The following is a 24079-nucleotide window of genomic DNA, read 5'->3' as shown; positions in this document are numbered from 1 at the left end:
CCACTGACGGCAGGTCGTCCGTCGGGGATGTAACCCCGTTCTACGAAATGTCGAGTCATCCGAGTCGCGCCTCCTCCCCATAAGGCGCCACATCCAGCGCCTCGCCCGAGGCAATGCGCTGCTGGACCTCTTGCCACCACTCGGCTTCGAAAAGCTCGCCGTGGGCGTCTTCGAGCACCGCCAGGTATTCGCGCTTGAGCGCCATGAATCGTGGAAACTCCTCCGGGAAGACGTCGTTATCGGCGACGTGGAACCAGGTCTCGTCGCTGTAGATGTCGATATCGTCGCGGGCTTTCGGCATTTTTCGAAATCGACAGTCGGTCAGCAGCGCCAGTTCATCGTAGTCGTAGAAGACTACCCGCCCGGAGCGCGTCACGCCGAAGTTCTTGGGCAGCAGGTCGCCGGCGAAGATGTTCGACCGTGCAAGATCCTTCAATGCCTGCCCCATGTCGACCAGAACCTGCTGCGCCCCACCGGCCTCGACCTCGGACAGGTAAAGGTCCAATGGCCGCACCCGGCGCTCGACATAGCAGTGCCGGATGACCAGATCGTCGCCGTCGAGTCGGACCACGCGTGAACATTCCTCGAGCAGCTCATCGAGCAATTCAGACGAAAAACGGTCGCGCTCGAATCGCAATGACTTGAATTCCTGCACATCGAGCAGGCGCCCGACCCGGTCATGGCGGTAGACCAACTGGTAACGCTCGATCACCTGATGGCGCTTAATGGTCTTCTCCGGCGCGAATTTGTCGCGCAAGAGCTTGAAAACAAGAGGATAGCCAGGCAGCGTGAATACTGCCATGACCATGCCGCGCTTGCCCTCGGACACTGCGAAACGCTCCTCGGGATGGTCGCTCATGTAACGTCGGAAAGCACGGTAGCGTTCGGTCTTGCCTTGTTTGGCGCGGCCAAGCACGGAGTAGAGCTCGTCGACCGGCTTGTCGGGCAGGAGGCTGCGGAGGAACACCACAGCATCGGCCACGGTGGGCAGATCGGCCAGGAAATAACTGTATGTGTAGCCGAACAGAATGCTCAACTGCAGCCGACGGGTCAGCAAGGCGTCGACGGCGATCGCGTCGTCACGACGGCAAAGTGCAATCACGCAGGGCACGTGCCGGGAACGCCCCAGCACCCGGCCGACCAGATAGGCGCGCCCCTCGCGATAGAAGACGGTTTCGAGCAGTTCTATCGAAAGCGCCTCGTCGCCCTCGAGCACCTGTTCCATGCGCTCGGCCAGGCGTCCGGCATCGCGTTCGGCATCCTCCCAGGGCAGACCGAACGCGTAATCCTCCAGAATTCGCCCGAAGGCGTCGGCCAGGCGTTCGCCCACGATATAGGTGTAGCGAGCGACCGGATGGGTAATGCGATCGCTGGGCTGGAAGTCGAACGCAACGAACTCGATGGCAGAATCCACACCGCGGGTCTTGAACAGACGTCGCGTGATCGTATTGAAAAAGGTCTTGTAGAGCTCGGCATCAAGCTTGCGTTCGATCAGCCTGGCGAATACGGCACGCATGTCGCGCCAGATGCTGCGTGAGAACAGGCGATTGGCCAGCAGCCCTTCGAGGCGCGAGATGGTCTCGTTGATGATCTGGTCGTAAAGCTCGAGACGGGCAACGACGTCGGCACGCATGCCGCTCCGGTCACCCTGCTCGAACCGGCGCCGGCCGCGACGGGTAATGTCGGAGAAACTGGCGTTGTAGTCGTCGAAGCCGGCCACGACCAACGCGCTGGCTTCACTGACCAGATTCCGATGACGCCGATCCTGGCGCTGACTGTCCACCAATCGTGACATGCGGGAATTGTAGCGCCCTTTGATGCGCCAACAGGGCGTAAACAACCCCGCGTGGATTGGGATTACACCGCTTCGAACAACCTGGTGGGCCACGCGTAGCCATGCGTGTCCAGACCGGGTACGTCGTCAGCAGTCCCGCCCCACCCGATCACCCGGCCCCTTCCCGTCAACCCATACCGGCACGTTCCGAGTCGGCGGCTACTACTCCGTATTCGTCAGTTGGACCAGGGCGTTGCCCAGACCGGTGAGGTATATAGGGCCGCCCTCGGTGGTCAGGATCATGCCGGTGACAAGCCCAGGCAAAGGCGACCACATGTCCGGGCCGAAAAGTTCAAGGCGCGGTTCGCCGCTTTGGGCCCGACGCCGCCACTCGACCATGAGCCGATCGTGTTCTTCCGTTTGCGGATGGAAAGCCGTCGACCATTCGCCGGATTCGGGGTCAACGACCAGCAGCGCGTTGGCGATCGGTGAGGCAACCCAGAGCTGCCCGGCGGAGTCGAGTTCGATGTTGTCCGGTGTCGGAACCTCGGCGATCACGCGTCGGTTCGACAGTCTGCCGATGGGCATCGACAATCGGTAGCCAATGATGCGATCGGCCATCGTTTCCGCCACGTACAGGTACCCTCGCTTTTCGTCAATCGCCAGGCCATTGGCGAAGTCAAACCCGGAATCCATGCGCCGGATCTCGGGAAAAGGCTCGTGATCATTGGTTGGCGAGAGGCGAAAGAGCGCGCCGTCCATGGGTTTCTCATCAACGGCCGCGAACATCCTGGCCTCCGAATGCGGACCGTTGTTTTCAGTCGACTGGGTAAACCAGACCGCTCCGCTGCGGTCGCGCCGGACGGAATTGACACCGAATTCGTGCTGATGAATCCGGACCACCTGCTCGGTTTGACTGTTGACGCGGTAAATGGCCCCGGTCAACACATCGGCCACCAGCACATGGATTCCGCCGGGCTCCAGCGCGACGCCATTCGGGCCGGCGCTTCGGGCCGGCGGTTCGTGAATGTATCCTGCTGACTTGAAATCGCCGAACGGGCGTATGGCGCCATCAGGACTCAGCGCGACGAGGCCGTGCACCTGGTCGGCGATCAGCAGGGTGCCGTCGGCGAGCATCACACCGTCTTCGGGCCGTACCAGCGAACGATCGGCCGGCACCAGCGCGACCTGCTCCAGTGCGCCGACATGCGACTGCGTGACGTCGCCTGAGGCCGATGGATCATTCATCGTCGCCACCAAGGCGGCCGTGTCGGTGTACTGCTGGAATGCGACCAGCTTGCCGTCCTGCACCGTCCAGGAATGCACGAACGGAATGTCGAGTTTCTTGCCGGTGGCCTTCCAGGTTTCTTTGTAGCGGCCGAAGACCACGACGCGACCGCCTTCGGAGACATACTCGTGCGGTATAACGCTGATGTCTTCCCATTCGCTGACCAGGCGGGCCATCAAACCGGACATGACGGCCTCGGGCCCGATGTAGGGGTTCAGATCGGCATAGGGATTGCCTTCAGCCTCGTTCCAGACAATATCCGGCGCCATCAATCCGGCGAATCCCTCCATGTCGCCCACGGCGAACAAGGTATAGACGCTCTCGACCACTGAACGGGACGATGCCTCACCAGATGTGCCGGCTTGAACGGAAGTGCCCAAGGAGAGGGCGAGAAGCGCAAGGATGAATCGTTGCATGGTGGCATTCCTTCTGGAACTGGATTGTGTGTTGGGCCAAGTCTTCGGTAATCCTTACTCCGGGTGCAGGTAAAACACCTTGCTCATGATCTGCCATTGGCCTTCGATCCTGACAAGCGTGAAGAAGTCGGTGAAACGATGTTCGGTCCAGTTGTGGAGCTCGATTCGAACGCTGGCGGCGGTACCTTCGACGTCGATCCGGCTATCCCCGACCTCGAGGTCAGCCGCCGGCCCGTTCTCGGTGTGCCAGTCGTAGAACAACTCGATCGGACCCGCGAAAAGATCGGGGCCGACGTAGCCGCAGATCGTGGCCAGTTCATGAAAGAGCGGACGCAGGGTTGCCACACTCCCGGTTCGGCCACCTCCGATGTAGGTAACCATCAGCGCCTCGATCTGGCGAATATCGTCCTCTGCGAGAGGATTATTCATCCACTTTTCTCCTTGTTCAGGTGGATTGCGGTTGGGCCGCGGTGCGAATGAAGCGCGGCCGGGTCCCGTAGGTCAGGGTGCGCCAGAGCCATTCGGCCGGGCCGAAGGCAAAGAACTTCATCCAGAAATGGCTGAACACGATCTGCGCGGCGAAGAAGGTCACCACCAGCGGCACGAACGTCGAAGCGCCGGCCTTGCCCGCCAGCCCGAGTCCGGGTCCTACGGATGTGAGAATCAGGATGATGGCGACGCTTTGGCTCAGGTAATTGGTCAGGGCCATCTGGCCGACCGGTGCGAACGGTCGTACCAACCAGCTCAACGAACGGCCGTGGAACAGCAGCACGATCGCGCAGATATAACCCGCCGCAATCAGGGGCGTAGCCACGACGTGCAGGAGCGTGCGCAACAGCTCCATCTGGCCGGACAGCGCGTCCCCGGACACATCCTCGGTGAACAGATGAACGCTCTCCAACAGCAGGCCGGTGACAAGTAGCGGCCAGAGACAGCGGCGAAACAGGGGCAGATTGTCGGCCGCGTTCTGGATCCAGCCCCGGCGTGCGACCCAGGCGCCCATGAAGAAGCGGCCCAGGGCGTAGAAGATCCAGCCGAACAGTCCACCGGTCAGGGCCCACCGCAGGTAGTCCTGATTCACCAGGGCGATAAAGGTAAAGAAGTCACCGGACTGCGCCGCCGCCTGGCGGGCCAGGACACCGGCCTCGGCGACATCGGGATCGTCGAACAGCGCCGTGATCCCACCGGCCTCGAAAACCCAGGTCACGAACGGGCGGGCGAACAGCAGCAGGGTGAGACCGATCCACAGCAGCGCCCGATCCGGCAGCTTTCGGGAAAAGAACAGGATGAAGGCGGCGATGCCATAGATGTGCAGAATATCCCAGCCGAACAGGCACAGCAGGTGGATCCACCCAAGGATCAGCAGGATGGCGGCACGTCGAAGATAGATCGACCGGAAAGGCGCCCCGCGCGCCTGAAGGCGCTCCATCTGCACCCAGAAACCCAGCCCGAACAGGAAAGCGAACAGCGTGTTGGCCTTGTTGTAAACGAATAGCTGCAACCAGAACTGAAACCGCTCGTCGAGCACTTCCGACGGCAGGGCCGCCAGTTGCTCGGCGGTAATCAGCACATCCACGCCGCCGAACTCGTAGAGGTTCATCAGCATGACGCCCAAAAGCGCGAAGCCGCGCAGCACGTCCATCACGACATAGCGATCGCGTTTCGACGTCGGCACGAGCGCGGGGGTGTCAAGCGTCAGGATCATGGCTCGAGCCCCGGCTGCGGGTCGGGCCTATGCAAAGCGTCAGAGCAATGCACTGACTGCGCCTCGAATCGGCGAGACCGGCTCATGCTCTGTGCGTATGCGGAAATCGTCAAGGGAACCGCCTTCACGCACGGCCGCGAGCCATTCTTCGGGATCGAACTCGACGCCGACCGGGTTAACTTCGAAAGGCGGACCGGAGATATAGGCGTTGCATTCCTCGGCGGTATCGAAGGCGTCGACCTGGAACTCCATCTGGTTGCCGTCGGGGTCGGCGTAGTACATGGAGATGGTCAGTCCGTGATGGACGCACCAGTAGGGTTCGATACCGTTGGCCTTGCAATGCTCGTAGTTGGCAAAAAGATTCTCCAGGGACGGGTACGTCCAGGCCAGGTGGTCGACGCCGACCCAGTTTTTCGTTTCGGGCTCCGAACCGTCCGGGTCGATCACCGACAGGTCGAGGAGCGCGAAACGATGGTGCTCATCGTCGAAGGTCAGAAAACTCATCGCCGGGTTCTGGTGTTGAACCCTGGCGCCAAATACGGCGCTGTACCACGCCAGCATTTCGGCAAAGCGTCGGGTGCGGTAGACCACGTGGGCCAGGGCTTTTGGGGTAGCAGTCATAAAGGTCTCCTCATTCATAAAAAAAGCGTTCCTCGACGATCCGGCCGTCGCGTACGGCAAATACGGCGATGCGGCTGTGCGGCGTACGTCGGCCGGCGTGGGCGATCAGCATGTCGGCGAACAATGCGAAGTGATCGCCGGTCACGAAAGGACCGTCGATGCTCAAGTCCTCGATGCCGTGGGTCGCAAGCCAGCCCAGGTTTCTGGTGCGTACCGCATCTATCCCCCGGCAGACCGAATCGCTGCCGTCGGGCAGCCCATGCGGCTCGATGCTCACGACGTCAGTCGCCCAGTACCTCTCGCCGGCGGCGCGGAATTCTCCGGCCTGCCACAGCGCCGTGAAGCCAGCGGCCACATCGGCCGTGGTCGGCGGGCGTTCGCTCATGACTTGGCTCTTGCGTCCAGGCCGGCGTCGTTGGTTTCCATCACGACGCGCAGATCGATCATCGATACATTCGGGCTCACAGACCCACCAGTCGTGGTGCGGCGGCCTGCCACCAGTCGGTGTTCCAGAGTAGGTAGATCAGTACGGAGGAAGGCAGGCAGCCCGCCAGCCAGAGGCTGTAGGCCTTGTGCACCTTCCGTGTGCGCAGCAGATCCCAGATGAACATCGGGGCCACCGCGAGCAGGATGCCGACCTGAATCTGCAGCAGCATGATGTTGTTGATGATGACCATGATCTGCTGAAGCTCGGCCTGCGCTTCAGGCGGAGTCGCCTGCATCATGCCCCAGACCTGGTGGTGGATGATCGGCACCAGAAGACAACCTACCACCACGAGAGCGGGGGCGATCACGATGCCGGCCACGCCAAGCTTCTGGTGATGTTGCTGCCTGCCCGTTGCCACCAGTAGGGCCTGAACCAGCAGCAGCACAAGTAACGCACCCATCAGCACGGCGTGCGCATGCAGCATGAATGGGAAGGGTGGCCGCATGCCGACCTCGACGGCGGCGATTTTCTCCAGGGAAGTGGGGATGAATCCGGTGAGCGTGATTACGATGAACCACGCCGCCATCAGCACGAAGATCCATCGATCGACGAAGCGGGTCAACGAGCTAGCCGACGAACGGGTAGACGTCCGAAACTCCAGACCTGAGACCGTCGTGCTCATGGCTCCTCTCCGGGGAACGGACATGAAGCAAGCTGACTGCCTACCGTCCTGCTTCCAACTGCGCGCTCAAGACCTGAACGGTACACGGCAGTTCTCCTTTTAGCATGTTCGAAGGGAGTCTAGCCACGCTGCAGGAGAAACGGCTCCTGCAGCGCAGTGGACGACCTGATTACTTGATCGTGATTTCCCGCAGCAGATACTCGCCCTGGATTTCACGGATCTTGTTGTAGAGCTCGAGAACCTTTTCGTTGCTGGCATCCATGTTTTCCTGTCCCCAGGCTTCCATGAACTCGTTGTATCGCTCACGGCTCGGCGCCATCATTTCGGTACTCGGAAACTTGATCACCAGCAGCAGATCGAACGCACCTTCGGCGACGGCCTGGTTGGAATAGATCGCATAATCCTCAAGATGACCCAGCGACTTGGCCACATCATTGCCCGCGACCCAGGTCGACTTCAGCCCTTCCAGATAAATGTCCTGGGTGCCCGGATCAAGCTTGACCATCGTTACGGTCCAGGCGGCGTCCGAGACTTCGTAGTCTTCCCAGACCTCGAGCTGTGCGGAAGCGGGTGCGGCGATCAGTACACCCAGAAAAATGGAGAAAGTGATTGCGCATGTGCGCACAAGATTTGAACGTTGCATAACATGTCCTTATTAGTGTTTTGACAGTGTTGAAGTTGGATACTGCGTTTCCGTGGTTTCCGGCTGTCTGGAGACAAGCCTCTTTCCTGCACGAAATCATTTCCGGCTGGTTGGGACCATCTTTCATGACGCTACCGCTCGCCGAAGCGTTGGCGCTGTGCCGTAGGTCAGCGCCCGCCAGAGCCATTCCATCGGGCCGTACTGGAATGCTTGGAGCCAGAGATTAGAGAGGACAGCCTGGGCGAAATACACTGCGCAGGCGAACGCCAGTAGGACCTGAATCGACCACTCGCCGGCCTGGTCCAGACCGACGCCGTAGAAGACCGTCAGCCCGATCAGGGTCTGGCCCAGATAATTGGTCAGCGCCATTCGCCCGGGCGCAGCCAGCAGCCGAAGGCTGCCCGGAGCGCGGCGCCAAAGAAGCACGAACCCGGCGGCATAGGCCAGCCCGAGCGGAATCACGGCAAAGGTATAGGCGATGACGGCATACAAGCCGTTCAGGGAATGCGGACGGTCAAAGCCGATCCCGTCGAGTGCGGCCAGGATCGGACCGGCGATGGCTCCCGACAATCCACCGATTACCAGCACCCCGACCAGCAGCCGGGTGTTACCGAGCAACTCACCGCGCACGAGCCTGTGGCCGGCCCACAGGCCTAGCAGCATGATCGCGAACAGCTTCGGCCAGCGCCAGGTGTCGAAAAGATAGCCGAAGCGAAGCACCCCCAGCCCGAAAGACGCTTGCAGCCGCTCGCTCCAGTCGCGCAGGCGGAGCTCGACCAACGGATCCTGAGCCCCAGGTGGCATCAAGGCATAGGCCAGGTTGTACAAGCCCAGGCTGGGATCCACGCCCAAGGCCCAAAACAGCGCGTAACCGACGATGGGCGCGAGAAACGCCAGGCCCGCGACGATCAACAGGGTCCCGTCGGTCCAGCGACGGGCGGCGAGTAACACGAAACCGAGCAGCGCGTAAGGCGTGAGAATGTCACCCACCCAGAACACGAAAAGATGGATCAGGCCAAAGCCCAGCAGGATGCTCGTCCGGCGCAGGTAGATCTGACTGGCAGGCGCGCCGCGCCCTTCCAGCCGCTGGAGCTGAAGCGCGAAGCCCAGCCCGAACAGGAAGGAGAAGAGGGTATAGAACTTGCCGTCGATGACGGCCAGGTGCAGAAAATCGATCAGTTCGTATGCGCTGCCGGCCAGGGCGTTTTGCTGCTCCGCACCGAGAAACTCCCAGCCGCTGAAGAAGCGGATATTGGCCAGGAAGATGCCGAACAGGGCAAAGCCTCTGAGCGCGTCCAGCACTTCGTGGCGCTCGTGGCTTGCAATCGGAGCGAGGTCAGTCATGCCGCGCCGCCAGGCTGATTGAGTGTGATGTTCATCACAAAACAGACTGCGCCGCGGCCGGCAGCAAATCAACGCTGCCAGCGTCAAACTTGCGTCATTTTTGCGTCAAACGAAGTCGCTAGTGGGCCATGCGGCCAATAAGGTAACGCTCAGCCGCATGGCCCACTAACGCAACTCGCTGCTAACGCGACGGATCCCAGCTGCGGGCGCCCAGGAAGATCAGGCGCAGTTGCATGATGAAATTCTCGGTGAGTTCCTTCTCGGCCTGGGCCTGGCCTTCGGGCAGATCGAGAATGTCGGTGGCGGCATTCATCATGGTGGTGACCACCAGCCCGCAAATCATTTCCAGCGCATCCATCGGCAGGCTCGGCATCAGGTTCATGTCGCGCATGTCCTGGGCCATTTCATTGGCGAAATGCGACTCCTCGATGCGGATGGCCTTGCGAATACGGGGCGAGCCACCGCCGCGGGCACTGGCGGCAAAACGGAAATAGCGGTGATTGTCCTTGACGTAATTCTTGTAGATCAACACCGAGCTGCGCAGGAGCTGGGTTGGCGGCAAACCCTGTTGGCGCGCCTCGCGAAGCAAGCGACGCAGGGTCAGGCCGCAGGCTTCGACCAGGGCCAGCCCCAATTCGTCCAGATCGCTGAAATGCCGGTAAAAGGCTGCCGGCACCACGCCGGCTTCGCGCGTCACCTCGCGCAGGCTCAAGGAGGAAAAGCCGCGGCCCGACTCCATCAGATCCAGCGCAGCATTCAGAAGCTGCTCACGGGTTCGCTGCTTCTGTTCACTGCGGGTCGCAGGCGGCGAGGCCCTGGACCCGTCGCGAGCGCGCCGGGGCGCGTTCGATCCGGCGCTCATGGCAAGTATTTCTCTTTCATCTTTCCAGTATATCCCAGCCCGCCACAGCGCCCGCCTCGCCGCCCGGAGCGCAGCGCGGCCTGGCCGCAAGCCGGCGCCGGACTTGACAATTCATTCCCCGGCAACCATCATAGTGAACACTTGTTCACTATATTTGAGCGCTTTCGATGGACACCCGGTCCGCCAACCACCCCTTTCCGTTCAGGCGCCTGCTGCTGCATGCCACCCGCCCGTTCAGCGACCCTGCGGCCTGGAATCGCGTTATCCAGCGCATCAATCCGCTGTGGTCTACTTCGGAGATCCGCGCCCGGGTCGTCCGCAGGGTCGAGGAAAGCGAAGATACTTTCAGCCTCTGGCTTCGAACCAATCGACACTGGCAGGGCCACCAGGCCGGCCAGCACGTGGCCCTGGGCGTGGAAATCGACGGCGTCACGCGGCGACGAGTGTTCAGCATTTCCAACAGCGTCGACCAGCCCGGCAAGGGCGCCCGACTGCTGCGCCTAACCATCCAGCGCCAGGATGGAAACGGCGTCACACGATGGCTGCACGCCAACGCTGAAGTTGGCCTGGTCCTCGACCTGAGTGCCGCAGACGGCGAGTTTGTTCTAACGAACCCGCCGCCGCGGCGCCTGCTGATGATTGCCGGCGGCAGCGGCATCACGCCGCTGATGGCCATGCTCGAGCACCTGGCCCTGGACCGATTCGATGGCGATATCGTCCTCCTTCAGCTCTGCCGAAATGCCGATCGGCGTCTGTTCGGCAACGATCTCGACAGCCTGGCTGGACGCCTGCCCGGCCTGTCGATTCAGATCCACGCCAGCGCTGCCGACGGCCGACTGGATGTGCGCCGGATCCCGGAACTCGTTCCCGACCTGGCCGACCGCCACACGCTGCTGTGCGGACCGGCCTCGCTGACCAGCGACGTCGGCACGGCCTGGGAGGCGCTCGGCCTGGCCGGCCAGCTCCAGCTGGAACGCTTCGCGGCACCGCGCCCCCCCGCACGGCCCGGTCCCGAGCAGACCGTTCACGCGCAGCAATCGGAACAGACGTTCACTCAAGGCTCGGGGCTCAGCCTGCTTGAAGCGGCGGAGGCTGCCGGGTTGACGCCCCCGCATGGCTGCCGCGCCGGCCTGTGCCGGACCTGCCTGTGCAAGAAGCAAAGCGGCACGGCGCGCAACCTGCTGACCGGACTGACTTCGAGCCAGCCCGACGAATGGATCCAGCTGTGCGTTTCGGTCGCCGAAACCGAGCTGGAACTGGCGCTTTGACCCGACCGGCGCTCGCCGACTTTCACCATCAATCCGAATTTTTGAACAACGACCTGGACAACGTTATGAGCCACAAGACCCAATTAACCCCCGAGCAGCTCGATGGTCTGGCCCGGGAACTGGATGCCTTGCGAACCGAGGTAACCTCCGATCTGGGCGAGCGCGATGCTGAACATATTCGAAAAATCGTGCGCCGCGCCCAGGGCAGCGCGATTGCCGGGCGCGGCCTGCTGATGTTCGGTTTTGATCCGGTCAGCTGGGTGGTGGGGGTGTTCGCCCTGGCACACGCCAAGATCCTGGAGAACATGGAGATCGGCCACAACGTGATGCACGGGCAGTACGACTGGATGAACGATCCGGAGTTGAGCTCGCAGAGCTACGACTGGGATATCGTCTGCGCGCGCGAGCACTGGATCAATTCGCACAATGTCGAGCACCACGACTACACCAATATTCTTGGCAAGGACCATGACTACGGCTACGGGATGCTGCGACTGAGTGCCGAGCAGCGCTGGTCCCCGGCCGCCCTGCTCCAGCCGCTGTGGTATCTGTTGCTGGCGATCAATTTTCAATGGGGCGTGGCCATCCACGACATCAAACTGGGACGCTACTTCAAGGGCCGCATGAGCCGCAAGGAACTGGCCCGGCGCTCGCGGCCGTTCCTGCGCAAGGCATCGCGGCAGCTGTTCAAGGACTACGTGTTCTTTCCGGCGCTGGCCTTCTGGCAGTGGCCGCGCGTGCTGCTGGGCAACCTGTGCGCCAACCTGATCCGCAACCTGTGGACCAACGCCATCATCTTCTGCGGGCACTTTACCGAAGACGCCCAGACCTTCACCCGGCAGGAAACCAAGCAGGAGACCCGCGGCCAGTGGTACCTGCGCCAGATCCAGGGCTCGAGCAACCTGGAAGGCAAGCGCTGGTTTCATGTCCTCAGCGGCCACCTGAGCCACCAGATCGAGCATCACCTGTTCCCAGACATGCCGGCGCCGCGCTACGCCGAGATCGCCCCGCGCGTGCGCGAGATCTGCCAGCGCTACGGTATCCACTACAACAGCGCGGGCTTCTGGACTCAGTACGGGTCGGTACTCAAGCGCATTCTGGTCCATGCCTGGCCGACCCGGCCCGAAACGTCCGAACGTGTGGCATCAAGTTGATCAACGCGGTTGAGGCAGCAGATCCGGCCAGCCGTATTTTTCCCAGGCAGCGACCAGTCCGATGCGCGCGGCGAATTCCAGAAATTCGGGGTGAAGACGGATCTGGCGAATGGGTTCGATATCGGCCCAGAGCGACATCAGGCAATACATGTTGGCCGGTGTGATCTGGGTTCCGAGGGTCTTGAAGACCATCCTGGCATAGCCCATCCAGATGGCCGGGGCGACGATGCTGGTGTCGCAGGGATCCGGCAGGGTTGCGTGGAGGTAGTCGAGCATGGCGCAGTAAACTTTCCGGTGGACCGCTCGTCCGCTGCAAACACCCCTGGCGGCAAGTCGCCAGTAAGTATCGAGGGCTGGCCCGGTGAGCGGCCTGGTGCCGGCCGGTGGAAAGATCACGGTGTTCATCAACAATCGCGTCTGCCAGTACTGCTCCACCGCGAGCTTCCGATCTCCCGATACCGCCGTGGCCACCGCCAGCCACATCGACGGCAGGCCAAGATCGACCATGCGCTGGCCGGCTGCGACAGCTTGATCGAGATTGCCGAGATTGAGCTGGGCGACACAAAGCATCCCGAAGTTGCGGCCGTTGACCGGGTCCTGATCGATCGCGGCCTCGATGTAAGGCAGTGCCTCAAGCGTTCGGCCGATATAGAGCAGGAACGAGCCCAGGCGCAACGCAACATCAGGATTGTCGGGCTCGAGCCGGTAGGCCTCGTGCGCCAGATCGAGCGCGCCGACCGGATCATTCTGAGTCCAGCGATGGATCCCCAGCATGGCGCGCGCGTGGCCCTGGGCCGGATCCAGTTCGATCGCCTTGGCTGCGCACTCGGCCATGCGGGCCGACTTCTCGAGCCGGTCAAGGCAGGGGGTGTAGACCACGGTGTAAACATGCGCCTCAGCCAGCGCGGTCCAGCACGCGGCAAACTCCGGGTCGATCGCCAGCGAGGCCTCCAGTAATTCCACGGCCTTGGCCAGCACGCCGTCACCGATTGCGCGCGCCGTCAGGGCGCGTCCCTGGAGATAGAGTTCGTAGGCTGCCTTGTCCGGCGTTGTCCGGCGCGGCCCCGGCAACCCGATGTCCAGGTCGAGCGCGCCGGCAAGCTCGCGGCTCACGGTACGGGCGATGTCTTCCTGCAATCCGAATATATTGCCTGTGTTGCCGCGATAGCCCTGCGACCAGCACTCGAAGCCGCTGCTGCCGTCCACCAGGCTCACATGAACACGCAACTCGTTATCCCATCGCCTGACTGACCCCAGGATCAGGTGAGAGACGTGAAGCGCACGGGCGATCTCCGGCAGCGGCCGCTCGGAGTCCTTTGTGTTGAGCGACGACCCGCGACCGGCGACCAGCAGCTGCGGCGATTGTCCCAGGGTGGTAATCAGCTCGTCGAAAAGACCCTGAGCAAAATGGCCCTGATCATCCGCTGCATCAAACGACTTGAACGGCAGCACCGCAATCCTGATTCTCGGATCGGATTTGCTGCCCGCAGTTGCCGGATCCCGCAGCTGCCAGGCATTCAGCAGCCTTGCGTGTTCCCGGTGATCACCGCGTTTCTGCCAATCCGAAACCGCGTCCTCGACGGCGCGTTTCAGGCGTTGCTCAACCTGTGCCCGCCGAACATCCAACCACTTCTGGAAAGATTCGCCAAAATCCAGTCGCCCGAGCAGCGGCCGGCCGCCGATTTCCAGCAGCAGTTCACTGGCCTGCGGGTTCGGGCCGTGGCTGAGGGCCGATTCAAGTTCGGCCAGGTCGGAGCGAACGGCAGACGCGCTGACGGCGAGGCGATCGCGGCTGACCTCGAAAAAGTCAGGCCGGATTGGCGTCAGCTGCTTCTTCAGTCCGAGCAGTGTCTGCCTCAGGCTGGCCCGGGCCTGCGCCCTGAAGCCTCCGCGCCACAGCAATTCGCACACCCGGTCACGTTCGATGGCGACGCCCGGTTCCAGACACAAAATCGCCAGCAGGGCCCGCGCTCGTTTCCCGGTGACGACGATTTCCACGCGGTCGGTGTCGGTCAGCTTGAACGCGCCGAATAGCGTGGCATGGAGTCGAGAACTGGAAACGCTAAGCTCGTCCGGTCCAGTCGCCAGACTGTCACCTTGGGTCGAGAGATCAGTCGGTATGCGGTTCAACGCGCCCACGCCTGAGACCGCCAATACTCATCCCGACGCTGGACTTCACAGCCGGAATCGTGGACATTCGCTCATGCTGTTCAGACATCGAGGCAGCGAAACTGTGTGATTAGCATCACATATTACCCCGGTATCAACGCAGATGGCAGTCGCCTACGCGGTCGATTTCAAATTTCAGCCCGAGTTCAGCCGCTGTCGCGCCAGCCCGACGTTATGGGATACCGCCGGTCGCGGCCGAAGGCCTTGCGGGTAATGCGAGGGCCCGGCGCGCCCTGGCGGCGCTTGAACTCCGAGGCCAGGACCATGCCCGCCACGCGGCGAACGATGGCCTCATCGGCATCCACTGCCGAGATCTCGGCAATAGACTGGTCCTGCTCGACGTAGCGGGTAATGATGTCGTCAAGCACATCATAGGGCGGAAGTTTGTCCTGGTCGGTCTGATTCGGCGCCAGCTCGGCCGACGGGGGGCGATCGATCACGCCCTGGGGAATCGCTTCAGAGACGGTGTTACGCCACTCGGCAAGTTCGTAGACCACGGTCTTGAGCACGTCCTTGATCGGGCTGTAGCCGCCGCACATATCGCCGTAGATGGTCGAGTAGCCGACGGCCAGCTCGCTTTTGTTGCTGGTGGCCAATGGAAGATGGCCAAACTTGTTCGACAGGGCCATGACGATGTTGCCGCGGGCCCGAGCCTGCAGGTTTTCCTCGGTGAAGTTCTCGCGCGCGCCCTCGAACACTTCGGCCAATTGCTTGAGCTGGGCCTGGTAGATGGGCTCGATGGAGATATTTTCATGCCGCAGGCCCAGCAGCTCGATCTGCTCGCTGGCCAGGATCAAAGACAACTCCGAGGTGTGTCGGGACGGCATCATGACCGCCAGCACCTGTTCCGGACCGAGCGCGTCGGCGGCAATGGCCGCCGTAACAGCCGAGTCGATGCCGCCGGACAGCCCCAGCACTACCGATTTGAAGCCATTCTTGATCGTGTAGTCGCGCAGGCCCCGCTTGAGCACTTCCCAGATCACCGGCAGGCGTTCGGTTTCCCCAGCCGGCCAGTGGCGATAATCAAAGCGACCGTTCCCGGCGTCAAAGTCCAGGCAAAGCAGGGCTTCCTCGCACAATGGCGCCTGCTCGGACAGTTCGCCGCCCCCGTCAATCGCCACCGAATGGCCATCGAAAACCAGCTCGTCCTGCCCGCCCACGCAGTTGAGGTAGATCAGCGGCAGCCCGGTTTCTTCATGGCGTTGCGAGAGGATTCGGGCCCGTTCGCGATGCTTGCCGTCGAAAAATGGTGAGGCATTGGCCGAGACGATGATCTGCGCGCCCGCCGCTCTTGCCGCCTCTGCAGCCTCCGGCGTCCAGGTGTCTTCACAGATGATTACACCGACCTTTACACCACCCACTTCGACAACCAGGGGTTTGTCGCCCGGCACGAAGTAGCGACGCTCGTCGAACACGGCGTAGTTGGGCAGGTCCCACTTGTCGTAGGTGCCGATGATCCGGCCGTCGCGCAGCCAGGATACCGAGTTGTAGCGCTTGTCGTCTTCGCCGCGGGGGTGGCCGACGATCACATCGATGCCGTGTACGGCCGACGCGATCTCGGCCAGGGCAGCGTTGCTGCTCTTCATGAACCCCGGTCGCAGCACCAGGTCCTCGGGCGGATAGCCGGTCAGCGCCAGCTCCGGGAAGACGACCAGATCCGCCCCGAGCTCGTCACGAGCCCGCGCCACATGGTCAAGGATGCGATCCCGATTGCCGGTGATGTGACCGACCTCGAAGTCATCCTGAGCGAGCGCGATTCGAAGCATAAAGGCCCCAGGTTTCAGGGTTCAGTGTTCAGGTTTCAGGAAACCCCGAGCTCCGCTCGTCCTGAAACCTGAACCCGGAAACCTGAACCCTTTGATTACTTCAGGCGGCCGGCGATGGCGTCGCCGAGTTCGACCGGCGAGCGCACGGTAGTCACACCGGCTTCTTCCAGAGCTTCGTACTTGGCCTCGGCCGTGCCCTTGCCGCCGGCGATGATGGCACCGGCGTGGCCCATTCTCTTGCCCGGAGGCGCGGTGACGCCGGCGATATAGGCGGCCACCGGCTTGGTCACCCGGTCGGCAATGAATTCGGCCGCTTCTTCCTCCGCCGAACCACCGATCTCGCCGACCATGATGATGCCCTCGGTCTCGGGATCTTCCTGGAACAGCGACAGGCAGTCGACGAAGTTCATGCCCTGGATCGGGTCGCCGCCGATGCCGATGCACGTCGACTGGCCCAAACCCACCTGGGTAGTCTGGTAGACGGCCTCGTAGGTCAGCGTACCCGAACGCGAGACGACGCCGATCTTGCCCTTCTTGTGAATCTGCCCCGGCATGATGCCGATCTTGCACTCGTCGGGCGTGATGATGCCCGGGCAGTTGGGCCCGATCAGGGTCACGTCGTCATAACTGTTGAGCGCGGCCTTGACGCGCATCATGTCGAGCACCGGAATGCCCTCGGTGATGCACACAATCACGCGCACGCCGGCGTCGGCGGCCTCGAGGATGGCGTCGGCCGCGAACGGCGGCGGCACGAAAATCATCGAGGCATCGGCGCCGGTCTCCTCGACCGCCTCGTCGACGGTGTTGAACACTGGCAGGCCGAGATGCTCGTTGCCGCCCTTGCCCGGCGTCACGCCGCCGACCATGCGCGTGCCGTACGCGATGGCCTGCTCGGAATGGAAGGTGCCCTGGCTTCCGGTGAAGCCCTGGCAGATGACCTTGGTCTTTTTGTCGATCAATACACTCATTACAGATTCCTTCAGGCGCCGGCCGCTTCCACGGCCTTGCGCGCACCGTCATTGAGATCGTCGGCAGGGATGATGTCGAAGCCGCTGTTGGCGAGCAGTGCCTTGCCCTTGTCCACGTTGGTGCCCTCGAGGCGGACAACCAGCGGAACATTCATCTCGACGTCCTTGACCGCGTTGATGATGCCCTCGGCGATCGCATCGCAGCGCACGATACCGCCGAAGATGTTGACCAGGATGGCCTTGACATTGTCGCCTTCGAGGATGAGCTTGAACGCCTCCTTGACGCGCTCGGCATTCGTGCCGCCGCCGACGTCCAGGAAGTTGGCCGGCTCGCCACCGGCGAGCTTGATGACGTCCATGGTGGCCATTGCCAGGCCGGCGCCATTGACCATGCAGGCGATATTACCGTCGAGCGTGACGTAATTGAGGTCGTGCTTGCTGGCGGCCAGCTCGGTCGGGTCTTCCTGCGACTCGTCGCGCATTTCGGCGATATCGGCATGCCGGAACAGCGCGTTGTCATCGGCATTGAGCTTGGCATCGAGCGCACTCAAGTCGCCGTTGCCGTCGATGATCAGCGGATTGACCTCGATGAGGCTGATGTCCTTTTCCATGAACAGGCGGTAGAGGCCACTCATGATCTTGACCAGCTGCTTGACCTGCCTGGCGTCGAGACCCATGCGGAAGCCGATGTGGCGCGCCTGGTAAGGCATGAAGCCGGCGGCCGTGTCGACCGGTGCGGTGATGATTTGCTCCGGCGTCTCGGCAGCGACCTGCTCGATATCGACCCCGCCGGCGGCCGAGCCCATGAACACGACCGACTTCTGGGCGCGATCGACCAGGGCGCCCAGATAGAGCTCCTGCTTGATTTCGGTGGCCTCGGCAATCAGCACCGAGTTGACCGGCAGCGCCATGCCACCAGTTTGGTATGTCTCGATGTTCATGCCGAGCATCTTGTCGGCGGCCTCACGCACTTCGTCGAGGCTGGAGACCAGCTTGACGCCGCCGGCCTTGCCGCGCCCGCCCGCGTGGACCTGCGCCTTGACGACCCATTCGCTGCCGCCGATGCTCTCGGCCGCGGCTACGGCCTCATCAGCAGTGGTTGCCAGCTGCCCGCGCGGCACGGGAATGCCGTACTGCTCGAACAGTTCCTTGGCCTGATACTCGTGAAAATTCATGCTTGGAAAACCCGTTCTTGGTGGATGAATTCGATCCCGTCAATCCGGCACCCGGCCCACTGGGGGGAGGCGCCGAAGCCGGCGTATTCTGGAACAAGCCGCCCCATTTATCAAACCGCCGCCTCCGACGGCGGTCAGTCGAGGACCTGCAGCCGGCAAAAACAGAAGCCGAATGCGGCCCGGCAGCTTCCTGCAGTAGTATACTCATCGTCCGGAAACATCGCGGAATGGGCGTAGCGACATGTCCAACGAGCCGGTGTTGGCCAAAACCACAGTGAACCGGGAGAACATGTCTTGAGGGCGTTCGGAACGCTGGTTGGCGACGAAGAGGTAGTAGGACGTGCCCTGCACTACCTCAACGCTTTTCGGCTGCTCGTCTCGCTCGCCGCTTTGGTGGCGGCCTTCGGCCCACCCGCCTCCGACATCGAAGGCTACCGCATCATCCTCGCCCAGGCGGCCGCCCTGACCTACGCCGTCGGCGCCATCAGCTTTGTGGTGCTGCACCTGCGGCGGCGCATGGAGGTGGCCGAGCTGGCCTCGTTCTCCCTGGCCAGCGACCTGATCCTGCTCGGCCTGATCCTGCACGCTTTCGGTGGCATCGAAAGTGCTCTGGTCATTCTGTTGCTGTTCACCGTCGGCATTACCGGCCTGATCCTGGATGCCCGGACGACCCTGCTGTTCGCATCCCTGGTCACACTGGGCCTGCTCCTGGATGCCTGGCTCAACCATCGCGGTTCGCTCGAGGCGAGCTCGTTGTTCCAGGCCGCCATGTATGGCGTGGGCGCTTTCGGTATTGCGGTCGGCGCCTCGCTGCTCGGACGCTGGGGCCGCGAGTACAAGCTTCTGGCCGAGCGGCGCGGGCTCGACCTGGCCAATCTTGGCCACATCAACGAACTCATCATCCACAAGCTGCGCTCGGGTGTTCTGGTGGTCGACTCGCACGGTCGGATTCGCCAGATGAACGAGGCCGCCTGGTACCTGCTGGGCAACCCGCCGGTTAACGACCGCAACCTCCGAACCATCGCGCCGCCGCTGGCCGACCGCCTGGAGCGCTGGCGCAAGACCGGCAAGACCGAAGACGAGGGGCTGCTGCTGCAATCGACACAATCGGCTGTCGTGCCCACCATGCTGACCATGCCCGGGGTGGACGACTCCGAGGCGACCCTGATCTTTCTCGAGGACACCTCGGTGATCACCCGCCGGGCCCGGGACCTGGCCCAGGCGTCGCTCGCCCGGCTTTCAGCCAGCATTGCACACGAAATCCGAAATCCCCTGGGCGCGCTCAGCCACGCCGGCCAGCTCCTCAACGAATCCGAGGACCTGAACAAGGCCGACCGCAAGCTGCTCGGCATGATGCTCAACCATGCCACGCGTATGAACGACATCGTTGAAAATGTCCTGAAACTCTCGCGCCGCGAACGGGCCCGCATCGAATCGATCAACCTGATCAGCTGGATCCGCAAGCTCACCAGCGATTTCCGGCGTTACCACAAGCTCGAGTCCGGGCGCGTCAAACTGGAAATCCCCTCGGCCTCGATCATGGTGATGATCGATTCCAGCCAACTCAACCAGGCCGTCTGGAACCTGATGGAAAATGCCCTCAAGCACGCCAGCGTCGACGGGCAGGAGGTAGTAATCACCCTGCGGGTCAGCCCGATTCGCGGGCACCGTGAAATCGCGCTGGATATCATCGACAATGGGCCGGGCATCCCGCTGGAAAAGAGGTCGCAGGTATTCGAACCGTTCTTCACGACCCACAAACAGGGCTCCGGCCTGGGCCTTTACCTTGCCAGGCAGCTCTGCGATGCCAATCAGGCTCCGCTGGAGTATGTGCAAGTCCCCAACCGGGGCGCGTGCTTCAGAATTCTGCTTCGGCGGCCGGAATCCGGCGAAATCACGGGAAGCAGCGACAAGCAACCGGCTCGGGCGAAGCGCGTCGCGGGCTGACTCCAATCAGAAGCTGAACGTCGAGGACGGTAATGAGCGAATTGCGCGCTTTGGTGGTAGACGATGAACCGGATTTGAGGGAACTGCTCGACATGACCCTCACCCGCATGGGTCTGGACGTCGACACCGCCGAGGATCTGTCGAGCGCGCGCCGACTGCTGGCCAACGGCACCGACTACGCTTTTTGCCTGACCGACATGCGCCTGCCCGATGGCAACGGGCTCAGCTTGATCAAGGAAATCTCGCGCGATTACCCACAGATGCCGGTCGCCATGATCACCGCCTACGGCAAGGTCGACGACGCCGTGACTGCGCTCAAATACGGCGCTTTCGACTTCGTCTCCAAGCCGGTCGACCTGGAAGTGCTTCGCAACATGGTCCGCACGGCCATCAAGTTGCGCGAGGACGATGCCGAGGAGAAAGCACGCGAGCCCGACGAAAAACAGCCCGAGGAGAACTCCACCGCCGGCACGCCGCGCGGTGAAAGCTTGCTGCGACAGCGGCTCGTGGGCCGCTCGCAGGCCATGGACCGGGTCCGCCAGACCATCACCAAGCTGGCCCGAAGCCAGGCGCCGGTTCTCATCAGCGGCGAATCCGGCACGGGCAAGGAACTCGCTGCCCGCCTGATTCACGACCTCGGCCCGCGCGCGGAAAAGTCGTTCGTCGCGGTCAACTGTGGGGCCATCCCGTCCGAACTGATGGAAAGCGAATTCTTCGGGCACATGAAGGGTAGCTTTACCGGTGCCGATGCGGACAAGGAAGGCCTGTTCCAGGCGGCCAACCGCGGCACGCTGTTTCTCGACGAAGTGGCGGATCTGCCGCTGAATATGCAGGTCAAGCTGCTACGCGCGATTCAGGAAAAAACGGTGCGCCCCATCGGCGGACGCGAAGAACTCAAGATCGACGTGCGCATTCTCTCGGCCACCCACAAACCGCTCAAACCGCTGGTCGAATCGGGTGATTTCCGCAACGACCTCTACTACCGCCTCAACGTCATCGATCTCCCCATGCCGAGCCTGCGCGATCGTCGCGGCGATATTCGCCTGCTGGCCGAGCATTTCCTGGGCGTGATCGGCGAGCAATGGGGCGAGCCGCCGCGGAAGCTCAACACGGCCGCCATGGATACACTCCAGAATCACAAGTTCTCGGGTAACGTGCGTGAACTGGTCAACATTCTCCAGCGGGCGGTGACCTTATGCGAGGGCGACGAAATCACGGTCGAAGATCTCAACATCGAGCAATCAGCGCTCGAAGACAGCGAGGTCGACGTCACTCCGCCCCAGGATCGTAGCCTGGACGACTACATGGAAGATATCGAAAAACGCATCCTGGAAAAGGCGCTGGTCGACGCCAAGTACAACAAGACCGAGGCCGCCCGGCAACTGGGCATCTCGTTTCGCTCATTTCGCTACAAGATCAAGAAGTACGATATCGACTGATGGTTACGGCCTCGAGCCAAGTCCGATCCCCTCAGAAGCACCGGTCCGACGCAGTCCCGGTGTGCAATCGGCTCGACGTCGATTCGATTTCGCGCGAACAGCTCGCCGAGGACTTTCTTGCCGTACGCGCGGCGACCGAAAGGCTCGCGGCAACGCTTTCCCCGGAAGACCAGAACCTTCAGTCCATGCCCGGTGCCAGCCCGGTCAAGTGGCATCGCGCACACACCACCTGGTTTTTCGAGACCTTCGTAATCGAACCCCGCGAACCTGATTGGCGCGAGAGCGATCCGGCCTGGAAGTACCTTTTCAACTCCTACTACAATGGCCTGGGCGATCAGCATCCTCGTCCGCAGCGTAGTCTGATCTCCCGGCCGGATGTCACCGAAGTCAGCCGCTACCGGCGCAAGGTCGATGACGGCATTCTCGCCCTGATCGAACGAACCGCTCCGGAGCGCTGGGCCGATCTGGCAGGCATTGTGCGGCTGGGGCTCAACCATGAGCAGCAACATCAGGAACTCATCGTCACCGATCTCAAGCATGGCTTTTCACACAATCCGATCTATCCGGCCTGGACCGAATGCCCTCCGGTCGCCGACGATCTGCGGCCGACACTTCACTGGATTGCCTTCGACGAGCAGATTGCCGAAATCGGCGCAGTGGACGACGGTCGCTTCTGTTTCGACAACGAAATGCCGCGCCACCGGGAAGTGATCGAGACCTTTGAGATCGCCTCTCGACCCGTGACCTGCGGCGAATATCTCGCCTTCATCCACGACGGCGGATACGACAATCCGGGCCTCTGGCTTTCCGACGGCTGGGACTGGCTGAAGGAGACCGGTACGCAGGCCCCCATGTACTGGCAGAAGGACGCCGATGGCCAGTGGTGGCTTTATACGCTCGGCGGCCTGCGACGGGTTGACGCCAACGAAACGCTGGCGCATGTGAGCTTCTACGAGGCCTGCGCCTACGCCCAGTGGGCCGGCGCTCGTCTGCCCACCGAGGCGGAGTGGGAGGTCGCCGCAACCTCAACCGATGATCGAAGCGGACCTTTTGCCGAGGATGCCCGTTTCCACCCCTGCGCGATCCATCCCGATGTGCCGGAAGATAGACTAGCCGGTCTGTTCGGCAACGTATGGGAATGGACGGCATCGAGCTATGCACCCTACCCCGGTTTCAGGGCGCCGCCCGGCGCCGTGGGCGAGTACAACGGCAAGTTCATGGCCAACCAGATGGTTCTGCGCGGCGGTAGCTGCGCCACGCCCGAAGGCCACCTTCGCAGCACCTATCGCAATTTCTTCTATCCCCCGGATCGCTGGCAATTCAGCGGCATACGGCTGGCGCGAACCCGATGAGCCAATCATCGGAGACCGAACGCTTTCGACACGACGTTCTCACCGCTCTGTCGTCGGAGCCCCGGTCACTTCCCTGCAAGTACTTCTACGACGCAAAGGGGTCGGATCTTTTCGAACGCATCTGCGAAACGCCGGAATACTATGTGACGCGAGCGGACCTGGCACTGCACGAGGCGCACCTCGAAGAAATCGCATCGATGATCGGTCCCGGAGCGCACGTCATCGAGCTTGGTTCCGGAGCCGGCATCAAGACACGCCGACTGCTCGCCAGCATACAATCACCGCGTGCCTATACACCGATTGAGATTTCGGCCGCCGCGCTGGCGCAGTCAACGCGCGATCTTCAGGCCGCTTTTCCCGGCATCGAGATCCGACCGGTCCAGGCCGACTACACGCAACCCATCGGCGAAACCGAACTGCTGCTAGATCCACCACCCACACGAAGGATCGTTTACTTTCCCGGGTCAACCATCAGCAACTTCGAGCGACACGAGGCAATCGCCTTTCTCATACGACTGCGCCAGATTGCGGGCACCGGGGGCGCACTACTGATCGGTGTCGACCTGGTGAAGCCGGCCGAGCGCCTGGTCGCGGCCTACGACGACGCCGGCGGCATCACGGCGGCATTCAACCGTAACCTGCTCGAACGCCTGCGCCGCGAGCTCGATGCGCAAATCGACGCCGAGGCGTTCGCCCACGAGGCGCGCTACGACGAATCACTCGAGCGCATCGAAATGCACCTGGTCGCGCGCTATCCCACCCGGATCGTGATCGACGATCATGTCTTCGAATTCGAGCAAGGCGAATCCATTCACACCGAGAACAGCCACAAGTATTCCGTGGACTCATTCCGTGAACTGGCCGCCGAGGCCGGATTGCGGTCGGAGAAGGTCTGGTTCGACCCGGATGGGTTGTTTTCGATGCACTGGCTCACCGCCGAGGGCGGTGGGTGTGAAGTGTGAAGTGTGAAGTGTGAAGTGTGAACCGCCCCCGAAAAAGTAGACACCTCATTTTCGCACGAGGAGTGAGGTGTTATGAAATACAAGCCAAGAAGGACCTACAGCCGGGCATTCAAACTT

General features: G+C 62.1%; 20 protein-coding genes. 6 read left to right on the top strand and 14 right to left on the bottom strand.

What is annotated here, in order from left to right:
• Window positions 1-55: 55 nt before the first annotated feature.
• From aceK to fabR, 10 genes are all read right to left on the bottom strand, one after another.
• Complete coding sequence (gene aceK / locus ACDC66_RS10915; protein WP_376696753.1) at window positions 56-1795, bottom strand: bifunctional isocitrate dehydrogenase kinase/phosphatase; 1740 nt, start codon at window positions 1793-1795, stop codon at window positions 56-58.
• Window positions 1796-1996: 201 nt separating this feature from the next.
• Window positions 1997-3478: an SMP-30/gluconolactonase/LRE family protein gene (locus ACDC66_RS10910; protein WP_376696752.1), complete on the bottom strand. Its 1482-nt coding sequence runs from the start codon at window positions 3476-3478 to the stop codon at window positions 1997-1999.
• A gap of 54 nt (window positions 3479-3532) precedes the next feature.
• Complete coding sequence (locus ACDC66_RS10905) at window positions 3533-3907, bottom strand: nuclear transport factor 2 family protein (RefSeq protein ID WP_376696751.1); 375 nt, start codon at window positions 3905-3907, stop codon at window positions 3533-3535.
• Window positions 3908-3923: 16 nt separating this feature from the next.
• Complete coding sequence (locus ACDC66_RS10900) at window positions 3924-5183, bottom strand: DUF418 domain-containing protein (RefSeq protein ID WP_376696750.1); 1260 nt, start codon at window positions 5181-5183, stop codon at window positions 3924-3926.
• A 39-nt stretch (window positions 5184-5222) separates the two neighbouring features.
• Complete coding sequence (locus ACDC66_RS10895) at window positions 5223-5804, bottom strand: VOC family protein (protein WP_376696749.1); 582 nt, start codon at window positions 5802-5804, stop codon at window positions 5223-5225.
• A gap of 10 nt (window positions 5805-5814) precedes the next feature.
• Window positions 5815-6189, bottom strand: coding sequence for a SnoaL-like domain-containing protein (locus tag ACDC66_RS10890; RefSeq protein ID WP_376696748.1), 375 nt, complete (start codon window positions 6187-6189; stop codon window positions 5815-5817).
• Window positions 6190-6265: 76 nt separating this feature from the next.
• Window positions 6266-6913: a hypothetical protein gene (locus ACDC66_RS10885; RefSeq protein WP_376696747.1), complete on the bottom strand. Its 648-nt coding sequence runs from the start codon at window positions 6911-6913 to the stop codon at window positions 6266-6268.
• 169 nt (window positions 6914-7082) lie between these two features.
• A complete protein-coding gene (locus ACDC66_RS10880; protein ID WP_376696746.1) occupies window positions 7083-7556 on the bottom strand; it encodes a hypothetical protein in 474 nt (157 codons plus the stop codon).
• 123 nt (window positions 7557-7679) lie between these two features.
• Window positions 7680-8900 (bottom strand): DUF418 domain-containing protein, encoded by a 1221-nt coding sequence (locus tag ACDC66_RS10875; RefSeq protein WP_376696745.1) that lies wholly within the window; start codon window positions 8898-8900, stop codon window positions 7680-7682.
• A 181-nt stretch (window positions 8901-9081) separates the two neighbouring features.
• A complete protein-coding gene (gene fabR / locus ACDC66_RS10870) occupies window positions 9082-9762 on the bottom strand; it encodes an HTH-type transcriptional repressor FabR (protein ID WP_376696744.1) in 681 nt (226 codons plus the stop codon).
• A 167-nt stretch (window positions 9763-9929) separates the two neighbouring features.
• Here fabR and ACDC66_RS10865 point away from each other — a divergent pair, with 167 nt between their 5' ends.
• Both ACDC66_RS10865 and ACDC66_RS10860 read left to right on the top strand, forming a co-directional pair.
• The gene (locus ACDC66_RS10865) at window positions 9930-11030 is read left to right on the top strand and encodes a ferredoxin reductase (protein WP_376696743.1); all 1101 of its coding nucleotides are present in this window, start codon (window positions 9930-9932) and stop codon (window positions 11028-11030) included.
• Window positions 11031-11095: 65 nt separating this feature from the next.
• The gene (locus ACDC66_RS10860; protein ID WP_376696742.1) at window positions 11096-12184 is read left to right on the top strand and encodes a fatty acid desaturase family protein; all 1089 of its coding nucleotides are present in this window, start codon (window positions 11096-11098) and stop codon (window positions 12182-12184) included.
• On the opposite strand, the gene ACDC66_RS10855 is transcribed toward ACDC66_RS10860, so the two are convergent.
• From ACDC66_RS10855 to sucC, 4 genes are all read right to left on the bottom strand, one after another.
• The gene (locus ACDC66_RS10855; protein WP_376696741.1) at window positions 12185-14314 is read right to left on the bottom strand and encodes a hypothetical protein; all 2130 of its coding nucleotides are present in this window, start codon (window positions 14312-14314) and stop codon (window positions 12185-12187) included.
• 185 nt (window positions 14315-14499) lie between these two features.
• Window positions 14500-16119, bottom strand: coding sequence for an NAD+ synthase (locus ACDC66_RS10850; protein WP_376696740.1), 1620 nt, complete (start codon window positions 16117-16119; stop codon window positions 14500-14502).
• 95 nt (window positions 16120-16214) lie between these two features.
• Complete coding sequence (sucD, locus tag ACDC66_RS10845; RefSeq protein ID WP_376696739.1) at window positions 16215-17087, bottom strand: succinate--CoA ligase subunit alpha; 873 nt, start codon at window positions 17085-17087, stop codon at window positions 16215-16217.
• 11 nt (window positions 17088-17098) lie between these two features.
• The gene (gene sucC / locus ACDC66_RS10840; protein WP_376696738.1) at window positions 17099-18262 is read right to left on the bottom strand and encodes an ADP-forming succinate--CoA ligase subunit beta; all 1164 of its coding nucleotides are present in this window, start codon (window positions 18260-18262) and stop codon (window positions 17099-17101) included.
• A gap of 294 nt (window positions 18263-18556) precedes the next feature.
• On the opposite strand from sucC, the gene ACDC66_RS10835 reads away from it, so the two are divergent.
• Genes ACDC66_RS10835 through egtD form a run of 4 tightly spaced genes read left to right on the top strand, consistent with a single transcriptional unit; the run spans window position 18557 to window position 23962 of the window.
• On the top strand, window positions 18557-20209 hold the full coding sequence (locus ACDC66_RS10835; RefSeq protein WP_376696737.1) for an ATP-binding protein: 1653 nt from the start codon (window positions 18557-18559) through the stop codon (window positions 20207-20209).
• Window positions 20210-20241: 32 nt separating this feature from the next.
• A complete protein-coding gene (locus ACDC66_RS10830; RefSeq protein WP_376696736.1) occupies window positions 20242-21648 on the top strand; it encodes a sigma-54-dependent transcriptional regulator in 1407 nt (468 codons plus the stop codon).
• A gap of 59 nt (window positions 21649-21707) precedes the next feature.
• Window positions 21708-23000 carry an ergothioneine biosynthesis protein EgtB gene (gene egtB / locus ACDC66_RS10825; protein ID WP_376696735.1) on the top strand — a complete coding sequence of 431 codons (1293 nt, stop codon included), beginning with the start codon at window positions 21708-21710 and terminating at the stop codon, window positions 22998-23000.
• The gene (egtD, locus tag ACDC66_RS10820; RefSeq protein ID WP_376696734.1) at window positions 22997-23962 is read left to right on the top strand and encodes an L-histidine N(alpha)-methyltransferase; all 966 of its coding nucleotides are present in this window, start codon (window positions 22997-22999) and stop codon (window positions 23960-23962) included. The genes egtB and egtD overlap by 4 nt, the downstream gene beginning before the upstream one ends.
• The last annotated feature ends 117 nt before the right edge of the window (window positions 23963-24079 follow it).

Source organism: Wenzhouxiangella psychrophila, assembly GCF_042310375.1.
GTDB lineage: Bacteria > Pseudomonadota > Gammaproteobacteria > Xanthomonadales > Wenzhouxiangellaceae > Wenzhouxiangella.
This window is presented reverse-complemented; position numbering and strand designations above follow the sequence as displayed.

Coding starts and splice junctions, on each gene's coding strand:
- ACDC66_RS10850 (WP_376696740.1), bottom strand. CDS start 16,119: ATGCTTCGAATCGCGCTCGCTCAGGATGACTTCGAGGTCGGTCACATC.
- ACDC66_RS10875 (WP_376696745.1), bottom strand. CDS start 8,900: ATGACTGACCTCGCTCCGATTGCAAGCCACGAGCGCCACGAAGTGCTG.
- ACDC66_RS10880 (WP_376696746.1), bottom strand. CDS start 7,556: ATGCAACGTTCAAATCTTGTGCGCACATGCGCAATCACTTTCTCCATT.
- sucC (WP_376696738.1), bottom strand. CDS start 18,262: ATGAATTTTCACGAGTATCAGGCCAAGGAACTGTTCGAGCAGTACGGC.
- ACDC66_RS10865 (WP_376696743.1), top strand. CDS start 9,930: ATGGACACCCGGTCCGCCAACCACCCCTTTCCGTTCAGGCGCCTGCTG.
- ACDC66_RS10895 (WP_376696749.1), bottom strand. CDS start 5,804: ATGACTGCTACCCCAAAAGCCCTGGCCCACGTGGTCTACCGCACCCGA.
- ACDC66_RS10905 (WP_376696751.1), bottom strand. CDS start 3,907: ATGAATAATCCTCTCGCAGAGGACGATATTCGCCAGATCGAGGCGCTG.
- ACDC66_RS10885 (WP_376696747.1), bottom strand. CDS start 6,913: ATGAGCACGACGGTCTCAGGTCTGGAGTTTCGGACGTCTACCCGTTCG.
- ACDC66_RS10910 (WP_376696752.1), bottom strand. CDS start 3,478: ATGCAACGATTCATCCTTGCGCTTCTCGCCCTCTCCTTGGGCACTTCC.
- aceK (WP_376696753.1), bottom strand. CDS start 1,795: ATGTCACGATTGGTGGACAGTCAGCGCCAGGATCGGCGTCATCGGAAT.
- ACDC66_RS10900 (WP_376696750.1), bottom strand. CDS start 5,183: ATGATCCTGACGCTTGACACCCCCGCGCTCGTGCCGACGTCGAAACGC.
- fabR (WP_376696744.1), bottom strand. CDS start 9,762: ATGAGCGCCGGATCGAACGCGCCCCGGCGCGCTCGCGACGGGTCCAGG.
- ACDC66_RS10860 (WP_376696742.1), top strand. CDS start 11,096: ATGAGCCACAAGACCCAATTAACCCCCGAGCAGCTCGATGGTCTGGCC.
- egtD (WP_376696734.1), top strand. CDS start 22,997: ATGAGCCAATCATCGGAGACCGAACGCTTTCGACACGACGTTCTCACC.
- ACDC66_RS10830 (WP_376696736.1), top strand. CDS start 20,242: ATGAGCGAATTGCGCGCTTTGGTGGTAGACGATGAACCGGATTTGAGG.
- sucD (WP_376696739.1), bottom strand. CDS start 17,087: ATGAGTGTATTGATCGACAAAAAGACCAAGGTCATCTGCCAGGGCTTC.
- ACDC66_RS10890 (WP_376696748.1), bottom strand. CDS start 6,189: ATGAGCGAACGCCCGCCGACCACGGCCGATGTGGCCGCTGGCTTCACG.